The sequence below is a fragment of the Brevundimonas sp. Leaf168 genome (assembly GCF_001423685.1).
Lineage (GTDB): Bacteria > Pseudomonadota > Alphaproteobacteria > Caulobacterales > Caulobacteraceae > Brevundimonas > Brevundimonas vesicularis_C.
The window spans coordinates 60049-81826 of record NZ_LMOY01000011.1 but is presented as its reverse complement, the minus strand read 5'-3'; the positions used below and the strand labels follow the sequence as shown (position 1 = coordinate 81826).

Annotated in this window: 21 protein-coding genes; 11 read left to right on the top strand and 10 right to left on the bottom strand. The window is 68.1% G+C overall.

The genetic code is table 11. From position 1 onward, the window contains the following. The first annotated feature begins 8 nt into the window (after positions 1-8). The gene (locus ASF81_RS11975; RefSeq protein ID WP_055808854.1) at positions 9-416 is read left to right on the top strand and encodes a helix-turn-helix transcriptional regulator; all 408 of its coding nucleotides are present in this window, start codon (positions 9-11) and stop codon (positions 414-416) included. 3 nt (positions 417-419) lie between these two features. On the opposite strand, the gene greA is transcribed toward ASF81_RS11975, so the two are convergent. Further along, a complete protein-coding gene (greA, locus tag ASF81_RS11970; RefSeq protein WP_055809013.1) occupies positions 420-899 on the bottom strand; it encodes a transcription elongation factor GreA in 480 nt (159 codons plus the stop codon). Between the two features lie 64 nt (positions 900-963). Between greA and ASF81_RS11965 the strand changes: the two genes are divergently transcribed. After that, on the top strand, positions 964-2178 hold the full coding sequence (locus ASF81_RS11965) for a TIGR03862 family flavoprotein (protein ID WP_200932960.1): 1215 nt from the start codon (positions 964-966) through the stop codon (positions 2176-2178). A gap of 37 nt (positions 2179-2215) precedes the next feature. Beyond that, on the top strand, positions 2216-3862 hold the full coding sequence (locus tag ASF81_RS11960) for a M28 family metallopeptidase (RefSeq protein ID WP_055808852.1): 1647 nt from the start codon (positions 2216-2218) through the stop codon (positions 3860-3862). Here ASF81_RS11960 and ASF81_RS11955 read toward each other — a convergent pair. Beyond that, positions 3859-6180, bottom strand: a complete 2322-nt coding sequence (locus tag ASF81_RS11955; RefSeq protein ID WP_055808849.1) for a PAS domain-containing sensor histidine kinase — start codon at positions 6178-6180, stop codon at positions 3859-3861. The two genes, ASF81_RS11960 and ASF81_RS11955, sit on opposite strands and share 4 nt — an antisense overlap. Before the next feature lie 129 nt (positions 6181-6309). Here ASF81_RS11955 and ASF81_RS11950 point away from each other — a divergent pair, with 129 nt between their 5' ends. After that, a complete protein-coding gene (locus ASF81_RS11950) occupies positions 6310-6708 on the top strand; it encodes a metallopeptidase family protein (protein WP_055808848.1) in 399 nt (132 codons plus the stop codon). Between the two features lie 7 nt (positions 6709-6715). Here the strand turns inward: ASF81_RS11950 and ASF81_RS11945 are convergent, their stop codons facing one another. Next, positions 6716-7411 (bottom strand): MarC family protein, encoded by a 696-nt coding sequence (locus tag ASF81_RS11945; protein ID WP_017505485.1) that lies wholly within the window; start codon positions 7409-7411, stop codon positions 6716-6718. Positions 7412-7494: 83 nt separating this feature from the next. Between ASF81_RS11945 and pyrF the strand changes: the two genes are divergently transcribed. Continuing rightward, positions 7495-8223 (top strand): orotidine-5'-phosphate decarboxylase, encoded by a 729-nt coding sequence (pyrF, locus tag ASF81_RS11940; protein WP_055808845.1) that lies wholly within the window; start codon positions 7495-7497, stop codon positions 8221-8223. A 49-nt stretch (positions 8224-8272) separates the two neighbouring features. On the opposite strand, the gene ASF81_RS15595 is transcribed toward pyrF, so the two are convergent. Together ASF81_RS15595 and ASF81_RS11930 are read right to left on the bottom strand one after the other, a co-directional pair. After that, entirely contained in the window at positions 8273-9433 is a 1161-nt protein-coding gene (locus ASF81_RS15595; protein ID WP_055808843.1) for a hypothetical protein, read from the bottom strand. A gap of 98 nt (positions 9434-9531) precedes the next feature. Continuing rightward, positions 9532-9789, bottom strand: coding sequence for a DUF1674 domain-containing protein (locus ASF81_RS11930; protein WP_082503556.1), 258 nt, complete (start codon positions 9787-9789; stop codon positions 9532-9534). Between the two features lie 86 nt (positions 9790-9875). On the opposite strand from ASF81_RS11930, the gene htpX reads away from it, so the two are divergent. Together htpX and ASF81_RS11920 are read left to right on the top strand one after the other, a co-directional pair. Further along, positions 9876-10841: a zinc metalloprotease HtpX gene (htpX, locus tag ASF81_RS11925; RefSeq protein WP_055808841.1), complete on the top strand. Its 966-nt coding sequence runs from the start codon at positions 9876-9878 to the stop codon at positions 10839-10841. 120 nt (positions 10842-10961) lie between these two features. Beyond that, positions 10962-12569, top strand: a complete 1608-nt coding sequence (locus ASF81_RS11920; RefSeq protein WP_055808839.1) for a M20/M25/M40 family metallo-hydrolase — start codon at positions 10962-10964, stop codon at positions 12567-12569. Between the two features lie 169 nt (positions 12570-12738). On the opposite strand, the gene ASF81_RS11915 is transcribed toward ASF81_RS11920, so the two are convergent. Then, complete coding sequence (locus ASF81_RS11915) at positions 12739-13914, bottom strand: acetyl-CoA C-acetyltransferase (RefSeq protein ID WP_055808837.1); 1176 nt, start codon at positions 13912-13914, stop codon at positions 12739-12741. Between the two features lie 160 nt (positions 13915-14074). On the opposite strand from ASF81_RS11915, the gene ASF81_RS11910 reads away from it, so the two are divergent. The 3 genes from ASF81_RS11910 (at position 14075) to ASF81_RS11900 (ending at position 15859) form a co-directional block, all read left to right on the top strand. Then, a complete protein-coding gene (locus ASF81_RS11910; protein WP_055808836.1) occupies positions 14075-14788 on the top strand; it encodes a hemolysin III family protein in 714 nt (237 codons plus the stop codon). Positions 14789-14879: 91 nt separating this feature from the next. Next, positions 14880-15509: a polyhydroxyalkanoate synthesis repressor PhaR gene (gene phaR / locus ASF81_RS11905; RefSeq protein ID WP_055808835.1), complete on the top strand. Its 630-nt coding sequence runs from the start codon at positions 14880-14882 to the stop codon at positions 15507-15509. Next, the gene (locus ASF81_RS11900; protein ID WP_055808834.1) at positions 15506-15859 is read left to right on the top strand and encodes a hypothetical protein; all 354 of its coding nucleotides are present in this window, start codon (positions 15506-15508) and stop codon (positions 15857-15859) included. The genes phaR and ASF81_RS11900 overlap by 4 nt, the downstream gene beginning before the upstream one ends. 224 nt (positions 15860-16083) lie before the next feature. Here ASF81_RS11900 and ASF81_RS11895 read toward each other — a convergent pair whose 3' ends face one another. The 3 genes from ASF81_RS11895 to ASF81_RS11885 form a co-directional block, all read right to left on the bottom strand. Continuing rightward, entirely contained in the window at positions 16084-16509 is a 426-nt protein-coding gene (locus ASF81_RS11895) for a hypothetical protein (RefSeq protein WP_055808832.1), read from the bottom strand. Positions 16510-16592: 83 nt separating this feature from the next. Continuing rightward, positions 16593-17507: a hydroxymethylglutaryl-CoA lyase gene (locus ASF81_RS11890; protein WP_055808830.1), complete on the bottom strand. Its 915-nt coding sequence runs from the start codon at positions 17505-17507 to the stop codon at positions 16593-16595. Beyond that, positions 17507-19201 carry a glycosyltransferase family 39 protein gene (locus tag ASF81_RS11885; protein WP_055808828.1) on the bottom strand — a complete coding sequence of 565 codons (1695 nt, stop codon included), beginning with the start codon at positions 19199-19201 and terminating at the stop codon, positions 17507-17509. The genes ASF81_RS11890 and ASF81_RS11885 overlap by 1 nt, the downstream gene beginning before the upstream one ends. A 76-nt stretch (positions 19202-19277) precedes the next feature. Here ASF81_RS11885 and ASF81_RS11880 point away from each other — a divergent pair, with 76 nt between their 5' ends. Continuing rightward, positions 19278-20006 (top strand): glycosyltransferase family 2 protein, encoded by a 729-nt coding sequence (locus ASF81_RS11880; protein WP_055808825.1) that lies wholly within the window; start codon positions 19278-19280, stop codon positions 20004-20006. 102 nt (positions 20007-20108) lie between these two features. Here the strand turns inward: ASF81_RS11880 and groL are convergent, their stop codons facing one another. Then, a complete protein-coding gene (gene groL, locus ASF81_RS11875; protein ID WP_055754584.1) occupies positions 20109-21755 on the bottom strand; it encodes a chaperonin GroEL in 1647 nt (548 codons plus the stop codon). Positions 21756-21778 lie beyond the last annotated feature (23 nt).

Below are 21778 nucleotides of genomic sequence, written 5' to 3'. Positions count from 1 at the left end.
TGACGGCGATGGCGCGTGAAAAGGACGAGGATCCGCACCCCGTCGATCGCCATGTCGGCCGTCGCGTTCAGGAAAAGCGTCTCGACCTTGGCCTGACCCAGACCGCCTTGGCCAAGGCCGTCGGCGTCAGCTTCCAGCAGGTGCAGAAGTACGAAAAGGGCACGAACCGCGTCTCGGCCTCGAAACTGTTCGAGATGGCCGAGTTCATGAAGGTCGGCATTCCTTTCTTCTTCGACGGCTACAGCGGCGCGACGGTGGGGGTCGCCGAAGAGGCGCCCGCCTTCGACCACGAGCATCGCCCCACCAAGACCAGCGTCGAGATCACCCGGCTGGCGCCGCGCCTGCCGGCGCGCAAGCAAAAGCTGATCCTGGATATGATGCGGGATATGCTGGGCGACGACGACACCCAGAACTGAGGTCTAGCCAACCGCGACGATCTCGGCCGACTGACCGGCCACCGTCACCTCGTCGCCGACCCTTTTGCCCATGACGGCGCGGGCGAGGGGCGAGACATGGCTGACCGAGCCTGCGGCCGGATCGGCCTCGTCCTCGCCGACGATGCGCCAGGTTTGGGCGCGTCCATCCTCGCGCTCGATGGAGACCGAACCCCCGAACCGCACGGCCCCATCGTCCTCGGTCGGCGCGATCAGTTGGGCCGAGGCGCGCCGTGCGGACCAGTAGCGGAGATCCCGCGTCGCCCGCGCCATGGCGGTGCGGTCGCTCTCGATCGAGCCTTGCACCTGGGCGGCGGTATAGGCGGCGCGGGCCGAGGCCAGTTCGGCCTCGATCGCGGCCAGACCCTCGGGCGTGACAAGATTGGGATGGTGCGAGATCGGGCGGTCCGCCAAATCGGCGGCGGTGGCTTCCAGATCTTCTTCGCGGGTGAAGGCAACGCTCATGGCCGGGAACATAGCGATGACGGCGCCTATAGCCAGCGCGACAGCAACCGGGCAAAGCGGGCCGATGATGAAATCGCCCCGTCAGGTTCATGTGATCGGCGCCGGTCCCGCAGGACTGATGGCGGCCGAACGGCTGGCGCAGGCGGGGGCGACGGTCGTGGCGCACGACCGAATGCCGTCCGTGGCCCGCAAGCTGCTGATGGCCGGGCGCGGCGGGCTGAACCTGACCCATTCGGAACCGCTGGACCGGTTCATGACCCGCTATGGCCCTGCCCAGCCGACGGCCGCCGCCTGGATCGACCGGTTCACGCCTGCCGACCTGACCGCCTGGGTCGAGGCCCTGGGGCAGGAGACCTTCGTCGGCTCAAGCGGGCGAGTGTTTCCGAAGGCCATGAAGGCCTCGCCGCTGGTGCGGGCCTGGCTGGCGCGGCTGGAGGCACAGGGCGTCGAGATTCGCACGCGTTCGCGCTGGACCGGTTGGCGCGACGGCGCGCTGACATTCGAGACGCCGGAGGGCGAACGGCTGGAACGACCCGACGCCGTGGTCCTGGCGCTGGGCGGCGCCAGCTGGCCGCGCCTGGGTTCGGACGGCGCCTGGACGCCGTGGCTCCAAGCGCAGGGTGCCGCCGTGTCGCCGTTCCGGCCAGCCAATGTCGGCTTCGACGTGGCCTGGTCGGCGCTGTTCCGTGATCGGTTCGCGGGCCAGCCGCTGAAAGGCGTCGCTGTCACCCATGGCGACCGGACGGCGCGGGGCGAGGCGATGATCGCCCGCTACGGCATCGAGGGCGGCGCCATCTATGCGCTGTCTGCTGCGCTGAGGACGACGGTCGAGACGGCGGGGCGCGCCGAGATCCAGATCGACCTGAAGCCCGATGTGGCGGTCGGAAAATTGACCGACCGCCTGTCGAAGCCGCGCGGCAAGGCCAGCCTGTCGAACCATCTGCGCAAGGTTGTCGGACTGGAGCCGGCCGCCGTCGCCCTGCTGTATGAGGCCGGCCCCCTGCCCGCCTCGCCTCGGGCCTTGGCCGAACGGATCAAGGCCATGCCCCTGACCCTGAGCGGCGTTCAGGGACTGGAACGGGCGATTTCCTCGGCGGGCGGCGTGGTGTTGGACGGCGTGGACGAACGGCTGATGCTGGTCGCGCGACCGGGTGTCTTCGTCGCCGGCGAGATGCTGGATTGGGAGGCGCCGACCGGCGGCTATCTGCTTCAGGCCAGCTTCGCCTCCGCCGTCGTCGCGGCCGAGGGCGTCATCGACTGGCTCGACAGCCGGGACTGAGAAAGGCAGGGTCGCGCGGTTCGATCAGGAGTATCCGATGCGCCACGCCCTCCCCGCTGTTTCCATCCTCGCCCTGATGATGGCCTGCTCGCCGGCCCTGGCGCAGGAGACGGCGCCGAACATCGACGCCGCGCGGATGAATGAGTCGGTTCGGGTTCTGGCGTCGGACGAATTCGAAGGCCGCGCCCCCGCCTCGGCCGGCGAGGAAAAGACCGTCGCCTGGCTGGTCGAACAGTTCAAAGCCACGGGGGCTGAGGGCGGCGGGCCGGACGGCGCCTTCGTCCAGGTCGCTCATCTTTCGCGCACGCGCCAGGACGGTCCGGCGACCGTCGCCGCGACCGTTGGCGGCAAGACCATCAGCCTGGAGCGCGGTCCCGACGTTCTGGTGTCCAGCGACCGGCCGACCAACCACATCACGGTGACCGACGCTCCCGTGGTCTTCGTCGGCTACGGCGCAACGGCGCCCGAGCGCCAGTGGGACGATTTCAAGGACATGGACGTGCGCGGCAAGGTCATCGTCGTCCTGGTCAACGATCCCGACTTCCAGGCGCCCGACGGCGATCCGGTCGCAGGCAAGTTCGACGGAAACGCCATGACCTTCTATGGCCGCTGGACCTACAAGTTCCAGGAAGCGGGTCGTCGTGGCGCGGCGGGCGTGCTGGTGGTGCATGAGACGGCCGGCGCCGGCTATCCCTGGTCGACGCTGCAGAACTCATCGGCCGCGCCCAAGTTCGACATCGTGCGCGCCAACCCCGACGCCGAGCGCGCGGCGTTCCAGGGCTGGATCCAGCGCGCCAAGGCGGAAGAGCTGTTCACCGCCGCCGGCCTCGACTTCGCCGCCCTGAAGGACAGTGCGCGCAGCGCCGATTTCAAGCCCGTCGTCCTGCCCGGCCTGACGATGAGCGTCGACTTCGGCCAGATCGCCGACAAGGTGGAAACCAAGAACGTCATCGCCCGCATTCCCGGCTCCGAACGCCCGGACGAAACCGTCATGTACGGGGCCCATTGGGACGGCTACGGCGTCGGCACGCCGAACGCCCAGGGCGACAAGATCTATAATGCGGCGGTGGACAATGCGACCGGCGTTGCGGCCCTGCTGGAACTGGCCCACACCTTCGCCGAGGGTCCGCGCCCGAAACGCTCGGTCGTCTTCGCCGCCTGGTCGGGAGAGGAGGCGGGCCTCTTGGGCTCGACCTATTACGCCGCCAATCCGGTCTGGCCGCTGGAGACCACGGTCGCCAACATCAACGTCGACAGCCTGCTGCCGGGGACCGAGATCGACCCGAACGTCGTCGTCATCGGCAGGGGCAAGAACCAGTTGGACGACATCCTGGCGCGCCACGCGACCGAGACGGGCCGCACCCTGATCGCCGATCCGGCGCCCCAGGCCGGAGCCTTCTATCGCTCGGACCATTTCCCACTGGCGTTGGAGGGCGTGCCGGCCCTGTTCCCGGCGGCGGGCTTCACCGGCGCTAGCGCGGCCAGCCGCGACTACGTCCAGAACCGCTATCATCAGCCCACGGACGAATGGGATTCGACCTGGACGATGGACGCCGCCGCCGCCGATGTGGCCCTGATCTACGCCGTCGGTCGCGAGCTGGCGGATGGAGACCAATGGCCGGAATGGAACGCCGGCGCCGAGTTCGGCCCGGCGCGGGACGCCTCGAAGGCTTCGCGACGCTAGATCTCTAGCTGAAGCTCGGGCGCGGCGGCGGTGGTCGCGGCGCCCAGCGGCAGATGCAGGATGAAGGCGGCGCCCTTGCCCGGCTCGCTTTCGACCTCGGCCCAGCCGCCGTGCAGTTCGACCAAGGCCTTGACCAGGGCCAGCCCCACGCCGGGACCGCCGCGCTCGCGCCGCACGAAGCGGTCGAAGACGTGGGCCTGCAGGTGATAGGGAATCCCGCGCCCGGTGTCGGACACCGTCAGACGGATTTCAGACGGGCCGGCCTCGGCTTTCAGCTCGACCGCCCCGCCTTCGGACACGGCGCGCGCCGCATTCTCCAGCAGATGATCCAGCGCCTGGCCGATGCGGTGCTCGTCGGCGCGGATGGGTTTGAGATCGGCGGGACAGGACACGGTCAGGGTGGCGCCGCGCCCCTCGACCCGCGCCCGGACCTTTTCGGCGGCCTGGCTCAGCAGGTCGCAGACCCGCAGATCGCCCAGCGAAAGCTCCATCTCGCCGGCGTCGATCTGGGCCATGTCCAGCACGTCGTCGATGGAGCGGGCCAGCTGGCTGGCGGCGATGCGGATGGCGCCCGCGTGCTGACGGCTGCGTTCGGGCAGGTCACCCATCGTCTCCAGCAGTTCGGAATAGCCGACGATGGTCGTCAGCGGCGTGCGCAGCTCATACGAGACGCTGCCCACGAACTCGCGCTTCAGCGCCTGGCTTTCGGCCAGGGCCTGTTCGCGCTGCACCAGCGCCTGCTCCAGCCCGCGTCGGGCCGTTACGTCCGAGAAGGCGACCAGGGTCGCGCCGTCCGGCAGGGGGCGGGTCTGCCAGGCGGCGACGCGACCGTCCACGGTCCGGCCCTCGCCCGAGATGGCGACACGGCTTTCGGGATCGGGATCGGCGACGCGCGCCTTCAGCCCCAGCCACAGGGCGGGATCGGGCAGCACGGCCTTGCACAGTTCGGCCAGGGCGTCGAAATCCGAGGCCGTCGCGATCTTGTCCGCCGACAGGTTCCAGAAGGTCTCGAACGCCTCATTGTGCAGCCGCAGCCGGCCGTCCGAGCCGAACACTGCGACCGCGTCGTTCAGCTTGTCCAGCGTCGCGCGCTGGACCTGGATCTGGGCGTTGAAGCGGCTGCGCAACTTCAGCTCGTCGGTGATGTCCGAGAAGATCAGCAGAATGCCGCCCAGCGGGTGCGGCTGGCGCACGACGCGCAGGGTGCGCCCGTCCGGCAGGGACCAGCTGTCGTCCGGCGAAGCCTCCGACGCGCCATAGAACTCAAGCTCCCGCGCCTTCCAGCCGGCGTAATCGACGACCTCGGGCAGGCTGCGACGCTGGCGCAGGCGATCCAGCAGCTCGGCATGGGTCGGACGTTCGTCCAGCCAGGCCGCGTCGATGTCGAACAGGGTCTGGAAGGCGGTGTTGTGGAAGGCCAGCCGCTTCTGCGGGCCGAAGATGGCGACGGCGTCGGCCAGGTGGTTCAGCGTCTCGTCATGGGCGTCGACGTGGCGGCGCAGTGTGTCGCGCGTCTCTTCCGCCTCGGTCACTTCGATGGCGAAGGCGGTGACGGCGCCGCCGCCCGCCGGTTCTGCGATGATGCGCCAGGCGCGCCGCGCGCCCCCGCCGGTCGTCCAGCGGAAGCCCTCCTGGCGCACGCCCAGCCGCGCGGCCTCAGCGACCAGGGCGTCGGCGCCGCGGTCGAAGGACACGCTCTTTTCGACGGCGTCGTCGATGCTCTCGGCACTGGTCTCGTTCAGCCAGGCGCGGTTGGCCCAGGCCAGTTTTCCGGTCCCGTCCACGACCCAGGTCGGGGTGGGCGAGGCGTCGCCCAGCAGGGCCAGGCCGCTTTCGGTCGCATCCGCCCCGGTCAGGGTGAAGCGCGAGGCGGGCGACAGCCGCAGCCAGGCGGAACCGCCCGCAACCCGGCCCTCGATCCGCCAGGGTTCCACATCGTCCAGCGCGACCAGACCTTCGAACGCCTGACCTTCGTGAACCAGGGCGTCGATCAGCGCGCCGTGGGTGATCCGGAGTTTGTTCAGGACGGCGGCCCCGGCCTCGGCGTCTTCACCCGCCAGCCGCGCGATCAGTTCGGCCGAACCGATCGGCACACCAGCCGCCTGCCCATCCGGCGTCAGGGCCAGGCTGACGTCGTCGAAGGCGCGCAACATGGCGTCATGGCGGCTGAGGTCGGCCAGGGCCTCGACCCGCTCGCGCTCGGCGGCGACGGCGGTCTCATGCAACCGCCCACGCAGCAGCAAGGCCCAGGCGCTGACGGCCATGGCCAGTCCGGCTGCGCCCGCTGTGGCGACATAGGCGATGTCGGCCTCGGCCATTCGTGTCCCTGGAGAAGAGTCTCAGCCCCGATTCGCTAACCATACTCCAAGCGCGCGAAAAAGCGGCAGTCTCGTAATCGCGTCATCGCGCCCCGTTGCGGCAGGGCGTCGGGGCGGCGATATGCGGACATGACCGACCCGATCGCCCCCTCCCTCGATGACTTCGCCCGCCTGGCTCAGGAGGCGTTCGACGCCCTGCCCGGACCGTTCAAACAGGCGGCGGGCGAGGTGGTCATCCGCATCGACGACTTCGCCGACGAGGCGACGCTGGCGGAGATGGAGATCGAGGATCCGTTCGAGCTGACGGGCCTGTACCATGGCGTGGACATCGGCCGGCGCGACAGCCTGGGCCCGGCGGCCGAGCCGTCGCGGGTCTTCCTCTATCGCCGCCCCATCTTGGACGAATGGTGCGAGCGCGGCGACGTGGGGATCGGCGAACTGATCGCCCACGTCCTGATCCACGAGATCGGCCACCACCTGGGCCTGACCGACGACGACATCCACGCCATCGAGGACGACGCGGACTGAACCCGGCCTATTTGGTCGCCGGATAGGGCGTCGTCACCGCGCCGGAGATCATGCCGGGGATGGCCTCGCCCAGGCCCAACAGAATGAACTGGATCGCCAGGGCGCACAGGATCAGGCCCAGCACCTTGACGATGATCGCCATGCCGACCTCGCCCAGCAGGCGGCTAAGCGACCCGGTCAGGGCGAAACAGACGAAGGAGACGGCGCAGGCCGCCGCGATCGCGACCAGCGAGCCCATGGTCCCGGCGTAGCCCAGCTTGGCCGCCTCCCCCGCCTGGATGATGACCGCCGAAATGGCGCCGGGGCCGATCATCAGCGGAATGGCGAAGGGCACGACCAGACGCTGGAAACGCCTGCGGGCATAGCCGCGCACGTCCTTGGAATCGGCCAGCGCATCCTTGTCGGCGAACATGGCCAGGAAGTCGCCGCGCGCCATGTCCAGCCCCAGGAACAGCAGCAATATGCCGCCCGCGATGCGGAACGCCGCCAGCGAAATGCCGAAGAACTGCAACAGGCCCAGGCCCGTGAACAGGAAGAAGGCCAGGAAGACGGCGGCGAAGGCGCAGATCAGGGCCGAGACCGAAATCCGCTGACGCAGGGTCGCCCCCGCCGTCGCGGCGGCGAAGATCGGCAGATTGCCGATCGGGTCCAGCAAGGCGAACAGGGTCACGAACAGGTTGACACCCAAATCGACTGCGTTCATCGCCTGCCCTCGCCCTCAATCCATCACGCCGCCCTGCCGACGCGCCCTCGTGTCCGGCATAGCCGCTCAGCGCGAGTCCGTCGATGACCGATCCCCAAACCGCCTCCGATCGTGCGCCCGACGAGCGGATCATCTGCGCCCTGGACGTCCCGACGGCGGCTGAGGCGGTCGCCCTGGCCGAGCGGATCGGCGATGCGATCGGCTTCTACAAGGTTGGACTGCAACTGTTCGCGGTCGATGGCATGGCGCTGGCGCGTGAGCTGAAGGCGCAGGGGCGAAAGATCTTCCTGGACTGGAAACTGCACGACATCGGCGCGACCGTGGAGAAGGCGACGGCCAATCTGGCGGGCGCCGACTGCGACCTGCTGACGGTCCATGCGCGGCCCCAGGTCATGGCGGCGGCGGCGCGCGGCGCGGCGGGCTCGAATATGAAGGTGCTGGGGGTTACGGTCCTGACCAGCCTGACGGCCGAGGATTTGGCCGCCGACGACCACAGCCTATCGCCGGCCGATCTGGTCGAGCGGCGCGTGCGGCAAGCTCTGGAGGCCGGGATCGACGGCGTCGTCTCCAGCCCGCATGAGGCGGCGCGCGCCCGGGCTCTGGCGATCGAGGCGGGGCGGCCCGACTTTCTGATCGTCACGCCCGGCGTGCGACCGGTCGGCGCCGCGCTGGACGACCAGGCGCGGGCGGCGACGCCCGAGGCGGCGCTTGAAGCCGGCGCGACCCATCTGGTCATTGGTCGGCCGATCACGGCGTCGAGCGATCCACGCGCGGCGGCGCAACAGATCACACAGCAGATCGCCCTGATCTGAGACAGACCAGGGCGACCGTTTCGTCTTCGGTTATTTTCGCAACAGGCGATCAGCCGCGCTCGCCCGGCTCCTGGGCGTAGCCGTGACGCGGCGGGGCGTGGGGCGCAGGCGCCTCGGGCGGCGGCAGATCGCCGTAGTAGCCCGACGGCGGCGGGGGCGGAGGCGGCGGCGGCGGGGCCGTATTCACTTCCGGCGGCGCGACATAGACTTGGGCCGGAGCCACATTGACCGGCGCGGACTGCACATAGACCGGCGACTGATCGACATAGACCGGGCCTCCGACCTCGACCTGGGCGGGCGCGACATTGACCTGGGCCGGGGCGACCTGGATGTGTTGCGGGCCGATGTTGACGGGCGCCGACTGCACATAGACCGGGGCCTGATCGACGTAGACGGGCGGGCCGACATCGACCTGGGCCGGGGCCAGGTTCACCTGCGACGGAGCCACCTGAACGCGCTGCGGCCCGATGTTCACCGGCGGCGCCTGCACATAGATGGGCGGCTGTTCGATATAGGTGGGCGGTCCCATCTCGATCTGGGGCGGCGCCATTCTGACCTGAGACGGGGCGACATAGATGCGCTGCGGCGCGATCTGGACGGGCGGCGCCTGGACATAGACCGGCGGCTGATCGACGTAGCTTTGCTCGTAACGCTGCTCATAGCGTTGTTCGTAGCGAACCGGCGGGCGAACGGGCGGACGGCAGTTGCAGTCGACCGGACGTCCCGGATACGGACGCCAGCCGATGTAGTCACGGCCGAACCCATAGACCGGATAGCCGACCGGGGCGCTGACCGGAGGACGGCCGACCAGGACCGAGGTCGCGCTGACGCCGCCGACATAGCCGCCTCCGTAGTAGCCCTCCGAATAGCCGCCGCTTCCGACGTAGGTCGTGCCGCCGCCGACATAGCCGCGCTGGAAGCTGGACGAACTGGAATAGGACCGGGCGCTGCTCGCCGAATAGCTGGAGGCGCTCGCATAGGCGTTGGCGTTGGCATTGGCGTAGGCGCCGCCGTTCACGTTCACATTGACGTTGTGGTTGGCGTTGTAGTTGCCGCCGCCGTAGTGACCGCCGCCGCCGCATCCCCCGCCGCAGCCGCCGCCGGGATGGCCGCCGCCATACCCCCCGTGACCGGGACCACCGGCCAAAGCGGGCGCTGCGGAGAGCAGCAGAGCCGCCGACGCGGCGGTAAGTATCGACTGTATCGTCACGGGACAGACTCCTCTGAGTTGTCCCGACACTGGCAAGTCCGGCGCCTGTTTCTTAAGGCGTGGTTAACCTTTGCGCCCGTCGCAGCAGGCTCGGCGGGTCAGAAATCGACCGCCAGACCCTTCTTCTCCCAGTCGCCGAAGCGGGTCGGTTCGGGACCGGTCGGACCGCCGTATTCCGTGTCCGCCTGAACGGTCGTTTCCGCCGCGCGACGATCCGCCGCTTCCTGAAGCGCGCGCCGTGCGGCCTCGCTGAGCGGCCGTTCAGGCGTAGCGTGGGGCACGCCGGCGTTGAAGACAGGAGTCGCAACCGGCGTTTCGTCGGCGTCATTCGGCGCGAGGGTGGGATGTTCGGTCACAGGGCGGCTCCCTTGAGGCTTGATGCGCCTTCTCTCAAATAGAGGTTCAAGCCCGTGACGCCAGTCGGATCGGGAATGGAACCGCAATGAACCATCTGAAGACCTTCATTCTGTTGGCGGCGATGACGGCCCTGTTCGCAGGGGTCGGCTATCTGATCGGCGGCGCGACCGGCATGGCGATCGCCCTGCTGTTCGCGGGCGGGATGAATCTGTTCAGCTACTGGAACGCCGACAAGATCGTGCTGAAGATGTATCGGGCCCAGCCGGTCGACGAGCAGCACCCCAACGCCGTGGTCCGCAACTATGTCGCCGACGTGCGCCAGATGGCCCGCGACGCGGGCCTGCCCCAGCCGCAGGTCGCCATCATCCCCAATGATCAGCCCAATGCCTTCGCCACGGGCCGAAATCCCGAGAACGCCGCCGTCTGCGCCACCACCGGCCTGCTGGACATGCTGACGCGCGAGGAGGTGCGCGGGGTGATGGCGCACGAGTTGGCCCATGTGAAGAACCGCGACACTCTGATCATGACGGTGACGGCAACCATCGCGGGCGCCATCGCGGCGCTCGCCAACTTCGCCCTGTTCTTTGGCGGCAACGACCGCGAGCGGCCGGGCGGCATCATTGGCACAATCGCCCTGATGCTGCTGGCGCCCATGGCCGCCGGGCTGGTGCAGATGGCCATCAGCCGGGGCCGCGAATATGAGGCCGACCGCGTCGGCGCCGAGATCGCCGGCGATCCCCAGGCCCTGGCTTCGGCCCTGCAGAAGATCGACGCCTACGCCAAGCGGATCACCAATCAGACGGCCGAGCGCAATCCGGCCTCGGGTCAGATGTTCATCATCAATCCGCTGGCGGGCCGCGGCGCGGACAATCTGTTTTCGACCCATCCGGCGACGGGAAACCGCGTCCGGGCCTTGATGGAGCTGGGCGCGAAGATGGGCATCCAGTCCCGCGCCCGAACGCCGGACCTGACCCAGCCGCGACCGGCCGCTGGTTTCACGACCACCGGCGTCCCGACTACCCCGACGGAGCCGCGCGGCCCCTGGGGGTGACGATGCGGGTGAACATGGGGCTGATCGTCGCGGCCTGAACGCCGTTTGCGGTTTGCACTCCGCGACCGGATCACCTCAGATGCGCCCCTGTTCAGCCATCGGGCTTTCTTGGGGAAATCCATGTCGCGTCTGCTCGCCTTCGTCTCCGCCGCCGCTCTTCTCGCCACGCCGGTCGCCGCCCAGTCGGTGGACCGCGTCGCCGTCAACGGCATCATCGATCAGGGGCTGAACCACAGCCAGGTGATGCAGACCGCCGCCTATCTGACCGACCGGATCGGTGGGCGAATGACCAACTCGCCCCAGATGCGCGAAGCCGAACGCTGGGCGCAGCAGCAGTTCCGCGACTACGGTCTGTCCGACGTGCGCGCCGAAGGGTTCGAGTTCGGCCGGGGCTGGTCCATCGTCCGCTCCAGCGCCCGCATGACCGCGCCGCGCCCGCTGGATCTGCGCGCCATCCCGGTGGCCTGGACGCCCTCGACCAATGGCGTGATCAGCGGCGGCGTGATCGTGGCCCCGATCTCCAAGGTCGAGGATTTCGACAAATGGCGCGGTAAGCTGTCGGGCAAGATCGTCATGCTGTCCCAGCCGGGCACGGGATCGGAGCCGACCGAGCCGGCCTTCCGCCGCTGGACCAGCGCCGAACTGGCCGAGCGCAACACCTATAATCAGCCTCAACATTCGCCGGCCGCCATCGAACGCTCGCTGAAGACCGTCAACTTCGCCACTCAGCTGGACGCCTTCCTGGCTGAACAAGGCGCCCTGGCCTGGGTGCGGATTTCCCAGCGTGACGGCGGCCTGCTGCACGGCACGGGCTACACCTATCAGGTGGGCGCCACGCCCAAGCTGGCGGGGATGGAGCTGGCGGCCGAGGACTATCGCCGTCTGGCGCGCCTCGCACTGACCGACGCGCCGCCGACGCTGGAGCTGATGAGCGAGGTCCGGTTCCACGACGAGGACGTCAACGCCTACAACATCCTGGCCGACATCCCCGGCACGGCGCGCGGAACCGAATACGTCATGGCCGGCGCCCATCTGGACAGCTGGGTCGCCTCGGACGGCGCGGTCGACAACGCCGCCGGCAGCGCGGTGGTCATGGAGGCCGCCCGCATCCTGAAGGCGCTCAACGTCAAGCCCAAGCGCACCATTCGTTTCGCCCTGTGGAACGGCGAGGAGCAGGGCATCCTCGGCTCGCTGGCCTATGTCGACCGGCATCTGGCGACGCGGGCTGCGTCGAACGATCCGGCGCTGGCGGGCCTGCCGGACAACCGCACCTGGCGCAGCCGCTGGCCGATCGAGCCGCGCGCCGGCTATCGCGATCTGGTCGCCTATTTCAATCTGGACAACGGCTCGGGCAAGATTCGCGGCATCAACGCCGAGGGCAATGTCGCCGCCGCCCCGATCTTCCAGGAATGGCTGGCGCCGTTCGCCAGCATGGGCGCGACGACGGTCTCGCTGCGCAATTCGGGCGGCACCGACCACGTCTATATGCAGACCGTCGGCGTGCCGGGATATCAGTTCATCCAGGACCCGCTCGACTATTCCAGCCGCCTGCACCACACCAGCATCGACAGCTATGACCACCTGAAGGCCGACGACCTGCGTCAGGCGGCCGTCATCCTGGCCAGCTTCCTGCTGAACGCCGCCAACCGCGACGAGCCCCTGCCTCGCATGCCGCTGCCGACCCAGCCCACGCCGAGCGATCCGTTCGAATATCCGACGGCGGACTGAAATTGACGACCCTCTCCCGGTGGGAGAGGGCTTGAGCACACGGCGGCGCAGCCGTCGTGCTTGTGCGAAAGGGTGAGGGTCGGCTGGTGCGATCTAGCCCACCATCCGACCCTCATCCGGCCGAGCTCCGCCCGGCCACCTTCTCCCACCGGGAGAAGGGCTTAGAAAATCACGCGCGCTCGACGCACATGGCCACGCCCATGCCGCCGCCGATGCACAGGGTCGCCAGACCCTTCTTCGCGCCCGAGCGCTTCATCTCGAACAGAAGCGTCGTCAGGATGCGCGCGCCCGAGGCGCCGATGGGATGGCCGATGGCGATGGCGCCGCCGTTGACGTTGACCTTGGCTGGGTCGAGACCCAGTTCCTTGACCACGCACAGGCTCTGGGCGGCGAAGGCCTCGTTGGACTCTACCAGATCCAGATCGGAAACGTCCCAGCCCGCCTTCTCCAGCGCCTTCTTCGACGCCGGGATCGGGCCGGTCCCCATGATCGACGGATCGACGCCGGCGGTGGCGTAGGAGGCGATGCGGGCCAGCGGCTCCAGCCCGCGCGCCTTGGCCTCGTCGGCGCTCATCAGCACCAGGGCGGCGGCGCCGTCGTTCAGCCCGGATGCATTGGCGGCGGTGACGCTGCCGTCCTTGGTGAAGGCCGGTTTGAGCTTCTGCATCAGCTCCAGCGTCGCGCCGTGGCGGATGTATTCGTCCTTGTCGACCGTCACATCGCCCTTGCGGCCGGGGATAACGACCGGCGCGATCTCGTCATCGAACTTGCCGGCGTTCTGGGCCGCCTCGGCCTTGTGCTGGCTGGCCAGCCCGAATTCGTCCTGCGCCTCGCGGCTGATGGACCATTTTTCGGCGATGTTCTCGGCCGTCTGCCCCATGTGATAGCCGTTGAAGGCGTCCCACAGGCCGTCCTTGACCATGGTGTCGACCAGGGCGACGTCGCCCATCTTGTGACCGTTGCGCAGCTGTTGGGCGTGCGGCGCCTGGCTCATGCTCTCCTGACCGCCGGCGACCACGATCCTGGCGTCGCCCAAAGCGATCTGCTGGGCGGCGATGGCGACGGCGCGCAGGCCCGAGCCGCAGATTTGGTTCAGGCTCCAGGCGGCGGCTTCCTTGCGCACCCCGGCGCCGACGGCGGCCTGGCGCGCAGGGCCCTGACCCGCGGCGGCCTGCAACACATGACCCAGGATCACCTCGTCGACCTCGTCGCCGGAAACACCGGCCCGTTCCAGCGCCGCCTTGATGGCGATCTCGCCCAGCTTGGACGCCGGAAGCGACGACAAGGCGCCCAGGAAGGAGCCGACCGGGGTGCGCGCGGCGGAAACGATGACGACGTCGGTCATGGGATTTCACTCTTTGGAGAATAACTCGGCATGACCGTTTTGCCGCATTGCAGCGCTTTCGTCACCTGCGACGACATGGACAGGGCGCGATTCAGCCAATCGTCACCCTGTCGGCGCATTGTCGGGGAACGATAGAGGCGATCGACGGATTGGAAGGTCCATGCTGCGCACGCTGAAACGTCTTGTCACCCACGTATGCACGCCGGACGAGCTGGACATGATCGAGCACTATCCGACACGCGCGGAAAAGTTGGCCGATCTGTGGGTCCATGTCGTCGGCCTGATGCTGGCGGCGGTCGGCGGCATCATTCTCGCAGGTCTGGCCGGGGTCTATGCGGGGATCGGCGGCGTGATGGCCACCGCCATCTACGCCCTGTGCCTCGTCGGCATGCTGACGGCCTCGACCATCTACAACTGGACCAACCCCTGCGCCGCGCGGCCGGTGCTGCGGCGACTGGACGAGGCGGCGATCTTCCTGATGATCGCCGGCAGCTACACCCCCTTCACCACTCAGCGGTTCGAGGGTCTGTGGGCCATCGGATTCACCACCCTGATCTGGACCCTGGCTTTCCTCGGCGCCGGGGTGAAGCTGTTCGCGCCACGCATCTCGGACAAGTTCTGGAGCGGCGTCTATGTCGTCTTCGGCTGGCTGGCGGTCGCGGCCCTGAAGCCGATGGTCGAGACGGTGCACCCGATCGCCCTGGCCCTGCTGGTCATCGGCGGCCTGATCTACACCGCCGGGGTCTTCGTCTTCATCAGCCCGCGCGTGAGGTTCCGCCGCGCCATCTGGCACGGCTTCGTCGTCACCGGCGCGACAGTCCACTGGACAGCCGTCTTAGTCGGCGTCGTGCTAGCCCCGGCCATGAGCCACTGATCAACCGTCCGTTCCCCGCGGTTTTCTCCCCCTCTGGCGCATCGCGTCGCAACGGAGGATAGTGACGCGTTGCAACATCGCGAGAACAAGCGTGGCTGACGAAAAGACCAAGGGTGGAAAGACCGGCGACAGTGCTCAGGTCGTCATCAAGAAGTATGCGAACCGCAGGCTCTACAACACGCGGACCAGCGCCTATGTGACGCTGGAAGACCTGGCCACCATGGTGCGCGAGGGGACGGAGTTCGTCGTCTATGACGCCAAGACCAACGACGACCTGACCCGCCAGATCCTGACCCAGATCATTTTCGAGGAAGAGAGCCGGGGCGAGGCCTTGCTGCCGGTTCAGTTCCTGCGCCAGCTGATCGGCTTCTACGGCGGCCAGATGCAGGGCGTGCTGCCCTCCTACCTGGAGATGTCGTTGGCCAACTTCGGCCGCCAGCAGGAACAGTTCGCCAGTCAGATGGGCCGCGCCTTCGGAACCGGCGCAGGCGCGACCCTGATGGAGGACGCCGCGCGCGCCAATATGGCGATGTTCGAGCGCGCCATGCAGATGTTCCCGGCCTTTACCTATCCCCGCGCCGAGCCGACGCCTGCCGCCTCGGACGAAAAGGCTGAACCAGCGCCGCCGCCCGAGGCGCCGGACGCCCTGGACGAGATGCGTCGCCAGATGGACGAGATGCGCCGTCAGATCGAGAAACTGGCGGGCGGCAAGAGCAAATGACCGACCGGATCCAGGCCGTCGGCGGACCGGACAGGGTGGATCGCCGCGAAGGCGAACGCCGCGAGCGCGAGCGGCGCGCCCGATCCGCCTCGCGCGCCCTGGTCCCCGTGGATGCGCCTGAGATCGTCGAGCCGCAACCAACCCCGGCAAGAGCTGCCGTCCTGCCGACGCCCGAGCCCGGCGCCGCCGCCTTCGTCGCCCAGCAGATGGGCCAGAGCGGGCAGAAACGCGGCCTGCGCGGCGGGCCGCCGGTGCTGGATGCAGCCCGCTCCGCCTACCTCGGAGCCGAATATTCGGGCGCGGCCGAGCGTCGTCCGAAAACGGGCAAGACCGCCAAGACCGACATCTGAGCTGACGCCGCTCGGGCGGCACGGGGTTTGCTGGGGGCGAGACAGAACGCTCTCAGCCGGACCCGCCCATGCCCGCCGTCTTCACCCTCGCCGCCAAAGCCTTCGACGTCGCCGTCGTCGCCCTGATCTTCACGGCATTTTCGTAAGCGCTACCGCGCTTCGCGCTGCTTGAGCGCATGTTTTTTAGGGCCTACCGCGCTTTGCGCGACTTGAGGCCGTTCGGCTCATGCCCCGCCCAAATCGAAATCCTTGCGCGACGCGATGATGGTCACGATGAACCCGGCCAGCACGTCCAGCAGGATCATGATCACGATCAAGAAGAAGGTCGAGGTCGCAAAGCCCGGCAGCAGCAGAAACTCCACCAGCACGCCTATGAACAGGATCATCGACAGGGCGTGATTGATGATGGCGATCCGCTGGCTGGAGGTGGACTTCACCAGCTCGAAGAACAGCAGGATCAGGCCAAGAAACAGGATCAGGTCGCCGGACCCGATCGTCCATTGCGCGCCCGAGGTCATCGTGACGGAAAACAGCGGATCGCGCAGCAGAACGTCCGCCTGCACCATCCCTGCCCCGCTCGGCGCGCCGAACAGCACCACGATATTGTAGAGCACCACCGGGATCAGCAGCAGCGGAATGGCGAGCAGCATGGACGGTCCTCTTCGCAGCCGGTCCAACGGCTACGCCTGTTCACCCTGATTTAGCGCCGTTTGCGAAACGCCGCCACAAGGGTTCAAGCCTTGGGAAATCCACCTGCCCGGCTGAGCGCCGACGGCGCCGGCCGCCCGATGGCCTCGCCGATCCAGCGCGCCGTCGCGATCAGGGCGTCCAGGTCATAGCCGGTTTCGAACCCGCCGCGCGCCAGCATATAGGCCAGGTCTTCGGTGGCGATGTTTCCCGTGGCGCCCGGCGCGAACGGGCAGCCGCCGATCCCCCCGACCGAGGCGTCCAGCACGTCGATCCCGGCCTCGACGCCCGCATAGGCGTTGGCCAGGCCTGTGTTGCGGGTGTCGTGGAAATGTAGACGCAGGCTCGCGTCCGGTGCGGCCGCCCTGGCCGCCTCGACCTTTTTCGTTACCGCCCAGGGATCGCCCGCGCCGATGGTGTCGGCCAGACCGATTTCGCCGACGCCCATCTCGGCTATCGCCCCGACCATGTCCGCGACCTGATCGACCGAAACCTCGCCATCGAAAGGACAGCCCCAGACGCAGGAGATCATGGCCGACAGCGACGGCGCGCCCTCGCTGGCCTCGGCGTTGTGGCGGCGGGCGACGATCTCGCCCAGCATGGCCAGTTGATCCTTCACCGCCAAGCCCTGGTTCTTTAGGCCGAAGCCGTCGGTGGCGGCGACCGAGACATTGACCTCGTCCACCCCGGTCGCCAGCGCCCGGTCATAGCCCTTGCCGTTCAACACGAGGCCGATGCGGCTGCGCCCCGCTTCATGCGGCAGGGCGGCCATGACCTCTTCGGCGCCGGCCATCTGCGGCACATATTTGGGATGGACGAAGGAGACGGCCTCGATCCGCTTCGCCCCCGCCTGCTCCAGTCGTCGCACCAGATCGGCGCGGACCGCGGGCTCAAGCACCGCCTTTTCGTTCTGCAGCCCGTCACGCGGCCCGACTTCGACGATCTGGATGAAGCGGCCCATCACTCGGCTCCCGCTGCGGCGTTCCCGTTCCCGTTTCCGTTTCGGGGCGGCGGCGCATAGACGGTCAGGCTGACCGGATCGCCCGCCGAATAGTTGTAGCCGTTGACCGTCCCGACCGCGCGACCGGACACGCCCAGACGCGCCGCCGCCGCACGGAAGGCGTCGGCGTCGCGTCCTTCGACGATGGCAGGCCGCCCCTCGGCCAGGGCCTCAGCCGCGCCTTGGGCGTCGGTCAGGTCGGTGTCGCGCCCGGTCAGGAATACGAAGCTGGGTTCATGGAAGCCGGTGATCGCCACCGGCCCCGGCGTGCGGCCCTGACGCGGGTGCAGATCGGCCGCCTCCAGCGCCTTTTCAAGCTGGGGCGCGATGGCCAGGGGCCGCAGTTGGCGGATCGTGCCCGACAGAGCCGCGTGCGCCACGATCCCGAAGGCCAGCGAGGCGACCAGCGCTGCGACCGGCGCGCGGTTCAGCAGAAGGAAGCCCCCCATCGCCCCCGCCGCCAGCGCCATGACCACCGTCAGCGCCGCCCAGGTCTGGGCCGTCGAGGTGCCATAGACGGTCAGTCCATAGACGGTGATGGCGATGATCAGCAGAGCCGCGAACGCGCCCAGCACCGCGCCGGTGATCCGCGAGACCTTGCCGATGGGCTGGGCCAGGGCGGCGGCCGCCAGCAGGGCCAGCGCCCCAAACGTCGGCAGGGTGTAGTGCCACAGCTTGGTCGGGGCCAGTTCGAACATCAGCCAGCCTGGGACCAGCCAGCAGACCAGGAACCGGATCGCCGGCTCGGCGCGTCGGCTCCACCCCGTCGAGACGGCGGCGGGCAACAGCAGGGTCGAAGGGAAGAACAGCAGGGGCGCCAGCAGCAGATACATGCCGGGGAAGCCCGAATGGCTTTCGTGCGCGCCGGCGATCTTGGGCGCCAGGTCCCCGCCGATGGCCTCGCGCCAGAAGCCGCCGTCGGTGGCGATGGTGATGGCGATCGCCCACGGTCCGACCATCAGGGCGACCAGCGGCAAGCCCCAACCCCAGCCGAGGCGATACAGCCATTTGACGTTCCGATCCCAGATCGACAGGGCGATGATCGCCAGGGCCACGACCAAGAACCCGATCGGTCCCTTGATCAGGATCGACAGACCGATCCCGATCCAGAACAGCAGCTTGTGCGGCCGGATCGGTCGTTCGCCCGCCTTCGTCGCCATATAGATGCGCGCCAACGCCGCCATGGCCAGGGTCGTCGCGCCGCACAGCATGGCGTCGGTCTTGGCGATCCCCGCCTCGGTCGACAGCAGGAAGGTCGCCCCCATGATGGCCCCGCCAAAGAAGCCGACCCGCCCGCCCAGCATGGCCGAGCCGGCCCAGGCCACGGCCCAGGCCGCCAGCATGGCGCCCAGCAGGGAGGGGATGCGATAGGGCGCGATTTCGCGGTCCTCGACATCCGAGGTCAGACCCACGGCGAGCGCCTGCATCCAGTAGATGCCGACCGGCTTCTTCCAACGCGGCTCGTCCTGATAGCGGATGTCGACATAGTCGCCGCTTTCCAGCATCTGGGACGTCGCCTGGGCGAACCGGCTCTCGTCGCGATCCAGCGGCGGCAGCAGCAGCAGGCCCGGCAGGCCGGCGATCAGCGTCAGCAGGGCCGCGAGAACCGGCCCGCGCCAGCCGGCGATGCGGCCATCCAGATCGAAAGTCTTCATTCCAGACTCCTTACACGGCGACCACGCCTGCGTCAGCCGTCTCCCCTAAGCTCACGTTATCCTCTATGGAGCGCCGATGACCGTCGAAACGCCCGAAATCTCCGTCGTCGTTCCCGTCCATGACGAGGCGGGCGCCGCCGTGCCCCTGGCGCGCGAGATCGCCGCCGCCTTCGCCGGCCGTTCGTACGAGATGATCTTCGTGGACGATGCGTCCAGGGACGCGACCCTGGCCGAGTTGAAGGCGGCCATGGCCGAACTGCCAGCGCTCCGCGTGCTGGCCCACGGCGCTAACGCGGGCCAGAGCCGGGCGGTTCGAACCGGCGTCCTGGCTGCGCGCGCGCCGGTCGTGGTGACGATGGACGGCGACGGCCAGAACCCGCCGGCCGATGCGCCCCGCCTAGTCGATGCGCTTCTGTCCGCCCCCGGCGACGTGGGCCTGGTCGGCGGCCGTCGCGCCAAACGTCAGGACACCGAGGCCAAGCGCCAGGCCTCCATCTGGGCCAACCGCATCCGCCGCAAACTGTTGGGCGACGACGCCGACGACACCGGCTGTGGACTGAAGGCCTTCCGCCGCGACGTCTTCCTGCGCCTGCCCTACTTCGATCACATCCACCGCTACCTGCCGGCGCTGATGATCCGCGAGGGGTTCAAGAACCAGTATCTCGACGTGGACCACCGCCACCGCGAGGTCGGCCGCTCGAAATACACCAACTGGGGCCGACTGCGGGCGTCGGTCTCGGACCTCTTGGGCGTCATGTGGCTGAAGACGCGGTCCCGCAAGCCAGGCGCGATTTCGGAGTTCTGAGACGGCCCACACCCTCCCTGCTTGGCAGAGAGGATAGGCAAACAAAAAGGGCGGGACCTTGCGGCCCCGCCCTTCTGCATTTCAGCGTCGGTCAGCTTGGACTTAGAAGTCCATGCCGCCCATGCCGCCCATGCCGCCCATGTCGGGGGCCGAGGCGCCGCCCGACTTCTTGGGCGCGTCGGCGACGGCGGCTTCCGTCGTGATCAGGATGCCGGCCACCGAAGCGGCGTCTTGCAGGGCCGTGCGGACGACCTTGGCCGGGTCGATGACGCCCATCTGCACCAGGTCGCCGTACTCTTCGGTCTGGGCGTTGAAGCCGAACGAAGCGTCGCCGTTTTCCAGCACCTTGCCGACCACGATCGAGCCTTCGACGCCGGAGTTTTCGGCGATCTGACGGATCGGAGCCTGCAGGGCGCGACGGATGATCGCGATGCCGGCGTTCTGGTCGGCGTTGTCGCCCTTGACGTCGGCCAGGATCTTGGAGGCCTTCAGCAGAGCAATGCCGCCGCCCGGAACGATGCCTTCGTCAGCCGCGGCGCGCGTGGCGTTCAGGGCGTCGTCGACGCGGTCCTTCTTTTCCTTCACTTCGACTTCGGTCGAACCGCCGACGCGGAGAACCGCGACGCCGCCGGCCAGCTTGGCCAGACGTTCCTGCAGTTTTTCCTTGTCGTAGTCGGAGGTGGTGTCTTCGATCTGGCGCTTGATCTGGGCCACGCGGGCTTCGATCTCGTCCTTGCCGCCGACGCCTTCGACGATGGTGGTGTCGTCCTTGGTGATGGTGACCTTCTTGGCCTTGCCGAGCATGTCGATGGTGACGCTCTCAAGCTTGATGCCCAGGTCTTCGGAGATGACCTGGCCGCCCGTCAGGATGGCGATGTCTTCCAGCATGGCCTTGCGGCGGTCGCCGAAGCCCGGAGCCTTGACGGCGGCGACGCGCAGGCCGCCACGCAGCTTGTTGACGACCAGGGTCGCCAGGGCTTCGCCTTCGATGTCCTCGGCGATGATCAGCAGCGGACGGCCCGACTGCACCACGGCTTCCAGGATCGGCAGCATGGCTTGCAGCGAGGTCAGCTTCTTCTCGAACAGCAGGATGAGCGGCTCTTCGAGTTGGGCCTCCATCTTGTCGGCGTTGGTGATGAAGTAGGGCGACAGGTAGCCGCGGTCGAACTGCATGCCTTCGACGACGTCGACGGTGGTGTCGGCGGTCTTGGCTTCCTCGACGGTGATGACGCCTTCGTTGCCGACCTTGGCCATCGCCTGAGCGATCAGCTCACCGATTTCCGAGTCGCCGTTGGCCGAGATGGTGCCGACCTGGGCGATTTCCGAGTTGTTGGAGACCGGCTTGGAGTTCGACTTGATCTCTTCCAGCACCAGGCCGACGGCCTTGTCGATGCCGCGCTTCAGATCCATCGGGTTCATGCCGGCGGCGACGGCCTTCAGGCCCTCTTGCACGATGGCTTGAGCCAGAACGGTTGCGGTGGTGGTGCCGTCGCCCGCCTTGTCGTTCGTTTTCGAAGCGACTTCGCGGATCATCTGGGCGCCCATGTTCTCGAAGGCGTCTTCCAGCTCGATCTCTTTGGCGACCGACACGCCGTCCTTGGTCGAGCGCGGAGCGCCGAAGGACTTCTGGATCACGACGTTGCGGCCCTTGGGACCCAGCGTCACCTTGACGGCGTTGGCAAGCACGTTGACGCCGCGCAGCATCTTGTCGCGCGCGTCGGTGTTGAAGTGTACGATTTTAGCGGCCATGCGGGCAGCTCCTATCTATGTGG